Source organism: Mesorhizobium sp. M7A.F.Ca.US.014.04.1.1 (assembly GCF_003998745.1).
GTDB classification, from domain to species: Bacteria; Pseudomonadota; Alphaproteobacteria; order Rhizobiales; family Rhizobiaceae; genus Mesorhizobium; species Mesorhizobium ciceri.
This window is the reverse complement of the sequence record NZ_RZRW01000360.1, coordinates 1-6,041: the sequence shown is the minus strand read 5'-3', so window position 1 is coordinate 6,041 and position 6,041 is coordinate 1. Positions and strand designations below refer to the sequence as shown.

The 6,041-nt window shown below is 63.2% G+C and carries 4 protein-coding genes and 2 pseudogenes; 2 read left to right on the top strand and 4 right to left on the bottom strand.

Annotated elements, in window-relative coordinates; all coding sequences use genetic code 11:
• The 4 genes and pseudogenes from EOA22_RS21910 to EOA22_RS21895 form a co-directional block, all read right to left on the bottom strand.
• Positions 1-480, bottom strand: a pseudogene (locus EOA22_RS21910) (beta-ketoacyl-ACP synthase III); the annotation flags it as partial.
• Between the two features lie 142 nt (positions 481-622).
• Positions 623-1,390 (bottom strand): trans-aconitate 2-methyltransferase, encoded by a 768-nt coding sequence (gene tam / locus EOA22_RS21905; RefSeq protein ID WP_063168496.1) that lies wholly within the window; start codon positions 1,388-1,390, stop codon positions 623-625.
• Positions 1,391-1,433: 43 nt separating this feature from the next.
• Entirely contained in the window at positions 1,434-3,083 is a 1,650-nt protein-coding gene (gene ettA / locus EOA22_RS21900; RefSeq protein ID WP_127390214.1) for an energy-dependent translational throttle protein EttA, read from the bottom strand.
• A 164-nt stretch (positions 3,084-3,247) separates the two neighbouring features.
• Entirely contained in the window at positions 3,248-4,255 is a 1,008-nt protein-coding gene (locus EOA22_RS21895; RefSeq protein WP_063170270.1) for a ribonuclease, read from the bottom strand.
• Between the two features lie 183 nt (positions 4,256-4,438).
• Between EOA22_RS21895 and EOA22_RS21890 the strand changes: the two genes are divergently transcribed.
• Together EOA22_RS21890 and EOA22_RS21885 are read left to right on the top strand one after the other, a co-directional pair.
• A complete protein-coding gene (locus EOA22_RS21890) occupies positions 4,439-5,371 on the top strand; it encodes an alpha/beta hydrolase (protein ID WP_063168497.1) in 933 nt (310 codons plus the stop codon).
• 99 nt (positions 5,372-5,470) lie between these two features.
• Positions 5,471-6,041, top strand: a pseudogene (locus EOA22_RS21885) (CaiB/BaiF CoA-transferase family protein); the annotation flags it as partial.

The window sequence follows — 6,041 nt, the reverse complement described above, 5'->3', positions numbered from 1 at the left end:
GTCCAAGGCCGCCGCCGCCGAAGAACAGCCGAGCCCCATGTCGAAGCCTGCGCCCTTCGTGCCCAGCGCCTCCTGCATTTCGATGGCGATCGCCGGATAGGGCCGCTGGTGATGCGAGGCCGAGCAGATCACCAGGTCTATATCCGACGGCTGTAGCCCCGCATGCTCGAGAGCCTTCTTCGCCGAGGCGATGCCGAACTCGGCTTCGAGCGACAGCGCATCGTCGGGCCGAGCCGGAATGCGCGGCGACATGCGGGTCGGGTCGAGAATGCCTTCGCGCTCGATGACATGACGGGTGCGCACGCCCGAAGCGTGGACGATGAAGTCGCTATCCGATTTCGCCAGCGGCGGCTCGTCGGTGCCCAGGCGGCGCGCATTCTCCGCGTCGACCCAGGCATTGAAGCTGGCCACCAGCTCTTCATTGGTGATTGTGGCTTCAGGGATTTCAACGCCGATGCCGCTGATGATGACGCGATGCATGTCCAGTCCGTCCCATCCGCAGGCGTTGCGGGCTTCATGTGGGCGCCGGAACGCTCCGGCGCAACAGTTTTCTCACCGCGGCGGTTTACGCCGGCTTAAACCAAAGGTTTAGGCCGGACTGGTCCTCGTGCAACATGGATAATCAGGCCCGCTTGGCAACGATGAAGATGCGTGGAAAGCGCAAAAGCACCTTGCCGCTAGCCGTTTTCGGATAGGCCTTGGCGATCTTGGCCGTGTAGCTTTCGAGGAACATCGCCCGTTCGTCGGAATCCAGCGGATCGAGGAACGGTTTCAGGCCCGTCGACTTCACCCATTCGACGATCGCCTGCGCGTCGGCAAGCGGGTGGTTGTAGATGGTATGCCAGATATCCAGCCGATCACTGAGCGGCGACAGGAGGTCATAGTAGGACGACACCGGCGGCAACGGCCCGCGTGCCGCGCCCTTGAGCTTTTCGGCAAACGGCAATTCGGCGGCGGTCTCGCGCATCAGGCGGTGGGAGTCCTCGCCCAGATTGTCGGGCATCTGGATGGCAAGCGCGCCGCCTGGCGCGAGGAAACCCATCAGCCGCTGGAAGACTGCGGGATGCTCGGGCAGCCACTGGAACACCGCATTGGCAAAAATCACGTCGACCGGCTCCGCCGGCTGCCATTTGGAGGCATCGGCCAGATCAAAGGTGACCTCGGGCAAGCGAGCCCGCGCCTTCTCGATCATGTCGGGCGAAGTGTCGAAGCCGCTCACCTCAGCATCCGGCCAGCGCTCGACAAGCAGTTCGGTCGAGTTGCCCGGCCCGCAGCCGATGTCGACGACCCGGCGTGGAAAGTCGACGGGCACCTGCGCCACAAGATCCCGCGCGGGCCGCGTGCGCTCGTCTTCGAATTTCAGATATTGGGCGGCGGACCAATCAGCCATTTGAGCTCCTCATGCCGGTTGAGATCGCCGCCCGGAACCCCCCCTACCGCGTCAGCCTCTTGTAGGTCATGCGGTGCGGGTTGACGGCATCCGGCCCGAGGCGGCGGATCTTGTCCTGCTCGTAATCCTCGAAATTGCCCTCGAACCATTCGACATGGCTGTCGCCCTCGAAGGCGAGGATGTGCGTCGCCAGGCGGTCGAGGAACATGCGATCGTGCGAGATGATGACCGCGCAGCCACCGAAATTTTCCAGCGCGTCTTCGAGTGCGGCCAGCGTTTCGGTATCGAGATCGTTGGTCGGTTCGTCGAGCAGCAGCACATTGCCGCCGGTCTTCAACATCTTGGCCAAATGCACGCGGTTGCGCTGGCCGCCGGAGAGGTTGCCGACCTTCTGCTGCTGGTCGCCGCCACGGAAGTTGAACGACGCGCAATAGGCGCGCGTGTTGGCCTCGAACTTGCCGAGCTTGACCACTTCTGCGCCGCCGGAAATCTCTTCCCACACCGTCTTCGACGGATCGAGAGCATCGCGGCTCTGGTCGACATAGCCGAGCTTCACCGTTTCGCCGACGCGCACAGAACCCGCATCCGGCTTTTCCTGGCCGGTGATCATGCGAAACAGTGTCGTCTTGCCGTCGCCGTTCGGGCCGATGACGCCGACGATGCCGCCGGGCGGCAGCTTGAATTCCAGGCCGTCGATGAGCAGCGTGTCACCAAAGCCCTTCGACAGGCCTTCCGCCTCGATCACGACATTGCCGAGCCGCTCGCCGTGCGGGATGACGATCTGCGTATCGCTCGGACGCCGCTTGTCGGCTGCATCCAAAAGGTCCTGGAACGCCTGGATACGCGCCTTGGACTTGGTCTGGCGGGCCTTCGGGCTCGACTGGATCCATTCGCGCTCGCGGCCGATGGCGCGCTGGCGGGCATCGTCCTCGCGGCCTTCCTGCTTGAGCCGCTTGGCCTTGGCTTCGAGGTATTTGGTGTAGTTGCCCTCATAGGGAATGCCGCGGCCGCGATCGAGTTCCAGGATCCAGCCGGTGACGTTGTCGAGGAAGTAGCGATCGTGGGTGATGATCATCACGGCGCCCGGATAGGCACGCAGATGCTTTTCCAGCCATGCCGTGGTTTCGGCGTCGAGATGGTTGGTCGGTTCGTCGAGCAGCAGAAGGTCGGGCTGGCGCAGCAAAAGCTGGCAAAGCGCGACGCGGCGGCGCTCGCCGCCCGAAAGCTTGGTGACTTCCGAATCCTTGGGCGGGCAGCCCAGCGCTTCCATCGCCATCTCGACCTGCTGTTCGAGGTCCCATAGGTTCAGCCGGTCCATCTCGTCCTGGAGCTTGGCCGACTCGTCGGCCGTCTCGTCGGAATAGTTCATCATCAATTCGTTGTAGCGCTCGATGATGGCGGTCTTGGCGGCGACGCCTTCCATGATGTTTTCGAACACGGTCTTGTCCGGATCGAGCGCCGGCTCCTGCGCCAGGTAGCCGACAGTGGCGCCTTCGGCGAGCCACGCTTCGCCGTTCCACTCCTTGTCGAGCCCAGCCATGATCTTGAGGATCGTCGACTTGCCCGAACCGTTGGGGCCGAGGATGCCGATCTTGGCGTCCGGATAGAAGGAGAGATGGACATTCTCGAGCACCTTCTTGGTGCCATAGGCCTTGTTGAGGCCGGCCATGTGATAGATGAACTGGCGTGCCACGCGCGCTTTCCCTGAAAAACCGACTGGATTTGTCGAATTGAATGGAGGTTGGCCGCTATGTAGGCGATGCGGCGGCGAACGGCAATCGCTTTTGCCAGATCAGGCCAATCACACGGACAAGCTTGGACCGCTGCTCGTGCAGTCTGGGCGCCGTTCAGCCGCCCTTACTGGAACCCGATAGCGTCGACGGTGCCGGTCGGGCAGCCTGCCTTGTTGGTCGGCACCGAAGCCAGCAGCAGGTCCTTGAGCGCGCTGTTTGGGCCGATCGGGCCGGCGAGGCCGAGCGTCAGTTCGCCGATCAGCCGCCTGCCGCTCGACGGATCGATGACGCAGGAAACGCGCACGCGGTCCCCTGCTCCCGCCCCGAAGGCAGTGTCGAAAGCGCCGCGGATCTGGTCGGCCGTTAGCTTGCCGCCGATGTTTTTGGCAAAGAGATCGCGCACCGGCGAACTGTTCACCGCGCGCATCAAATTCAGCGCATCGGAGAAATAGTCCTGCTGGCTCTTGCCGTAGCAGGTGCCGTGCTTGATCCATTCATGCCGTTCGAGATGGGAGGCCGTTCCAGGCATCACCTGATCGAGTTCCGTGCGGGTGTTGGCGTCAAGATTGACCGGCGGCAGGTCTTTCCAGTGGGCCGGATTGTCGTTGGCCTTGTCGCTCGCCGTCGCCTGGCAATAGAAATTGCCATTCGGCTGCGGCCACAGGCCGTGCAAGGTGAAATGCGTGGCGTCGAAATCGCCGGCACTTTGTGCCCTGCATTCGGTCTTGTTCGACTTTGTCTCGCAAAACGCCGGCTGCCAGCTCAGCGCGAAGACGTATTCGGGCTTCCCCGATGCCGCCGGCTTGCCTTGCCCGTCAGGCGCGGCCGGCACGGTCGCCGCGCTGCTGCCGGAAACATGGCCGCAGCTGACCTTCACCCAGCGGCGCTCCGGATCGGCGCCCGGCACCAGGATGAGATAATGCGTCGGCGTCTCCTTGTTGCCGGCAAGCAACTGATAGCTCTGCCCGGCATCGGTCGAGACATTGCCGGGGTTCTTGCCGTTCTTGATCGCTTGCGTCGCCGGACAGGCGGCGTCGGCGACGAAGCTGCCGCTCATCTTCACGTCGGCATGCGCGGCCCCGGCCAGCGACGCCGCCAACATGGCCAATCCGAAAACGACACCGATGCGCATGGAGAATCCCCGGCTGAAGAAGTGGGCGACAGACTGAAGCTGTCTCCATGTCAGAATTGCGATATTTTGCTGACCGAACGCAAGAAACATCGTCGCGAAAAGCGGGTTTGCCGGATTGACGCATAATGTGGGCCGGCGCAAACAAAGCCAACGACGACAAAAGCAAGGGCGGGACCAGGCGGCATGTCATTCAGCCAGCAGCGCGTGGTTGCCTCGCCGACCGGTGCCGAGCTCAATCTTTTCGTCAGGCAGGCCGATGGCCGGGCACGCGCCGTCGTCCAGATCAATCACGGGCTAGCCGAGCACGCAGCGCGCTATGCCCGCTTTGCCGATTTTCTTGGCTCGCGCGGTTTCGACGTCTATGTCCACGATCATCGCGGCCACGGCGCGACCAAGGCGTCCGACGCTCCGCTCGGCAGGTTCGCCGACAGGGACGGTGCCGCCAAGGTGATCGCCGACGTCGACGTCATCCATGATCTCATCGCCCGCGAACGGCCAAACAGACCGGTCATCCTGTTTGGCCATTCGATGGGTGCGTCGGTGGCGCTGAACTACCTGTTGCGCCACTCGCCACGCGTTCACGCGGCAGCAATCTGGAACGGCAATTTCTCCCAAGGCCCGCTTGGGCAGCTTGCGCTCGGCATCCTTGCCTGGGAACGGATGCGGCTCGGCTCCGACGTGCCATCGCGCCTGCTGCCGAAACTCACCTTCCAGGCCTGGGGCAAGGCGGTGCCCAATCACCGCACGCTGTTCGACTGGCTGTCGCGCGACGAAGCGGAAGTGGCGAAATACATTGCCGATCCCTTGTGCGGCTGGGACGCTTCGGTGTCGATGTGGCGCGACGTCGTCGGTATGGCGCTGAACGGTGGCAAGGATGCCGGCTTTGCCGGTATCCGGCGCGACCTGCCCGTCAGCATCGTCGGCGGCGAGAAGGATCCGGCTTCCGACTATGGCAAAGGGATCACCCATCTTGCCAATCGCATGCGCAAGATGGGCTTTTCGAATCTGGTTTCAAAGGTTTACGCCGACACCCGCCACGAAAGCCTGAACGAGGTGAATCGCGACATTATCATGGATGATTTCGCCGCCTGGGCCGACGAAGTCCTCAAAGCGTGACGGATTGGCCCATTGCAAGAGCCGTGACAGCCGTTGCAGGGCTTGATAGAGGCTCTGCTTTCGCAGCAATCGCAGTGATTGCGGCAACCACGGTGATCCATGGCTGAGCCCCCGCTGAAAGGCGTCCGCGTCGTCGAACTCGCCCGCATCCTTGCCGGGCCATGGGCCGGGCAGTTGCTTGCCGATCTCGGCGCCGATGTCATCAAGGTCGAGCGCCCCGATGGCGGCCCTTCGTCATGGGCAAGGACGGCGAGAACCTGTCGGCCGCCTATTACCATTCCTGCAATCGCGGCAAGCGCTCCATCGCCATCGATTTCTCGACCCCGGAAGGCGCCGAGACGGTGCGCCGGCTGGTCGCCACTTCGGACGTGCTGATCGAGAACTTCAAGCTCGGCGGCCTGAAGAAATACGGCCTCGACTATGACAGCCTGCGCAAGATCAACCCGCGCCTCGTCTACTGCTCGATCACCGGTTTCGGCCAGGACGGTCCGTACGCACCGCGCGCCGGCTACGACTTCATCATCCAGGCCATGGCCGGCATGATGTCGATCACCGGCGAGGTCGGCCGCGAGCCGCAAAAGGCGGGCGTTGCCATCTCGGACATCTTCACCGGCCTTTATTCGGTCATCGCCATCCAGGCAGCACTGCGCCATGCCGAGCAGACCGGCGA

What these genes read in the sequence shown, in the direction of transcription:
- tam (WP_063168496.1), bottom strand. Translation starts at nt 1,390, where the DNA reads ATGGCTGATTGGTCCGCCGCCCAATATCTGAAATTCGAAGACGAGCGC.
- EOA22_RS21895 (WP_063170270.1), bottom strand. Translation starts at nt 4,255, where the DNA reads ATGCGCATCGGTGTCGTTTTCGGATTGGCCATGTTGGCGGCGTCGCTG.
- EOA22_RS21890 (WP_063168497.1), top strand. Translation starts at nt 4,439, where the DNA reads ATGTCATTCAGCCAGCAGCGCGTGGTTGCCTCGCCGACCGGTGCCGAG.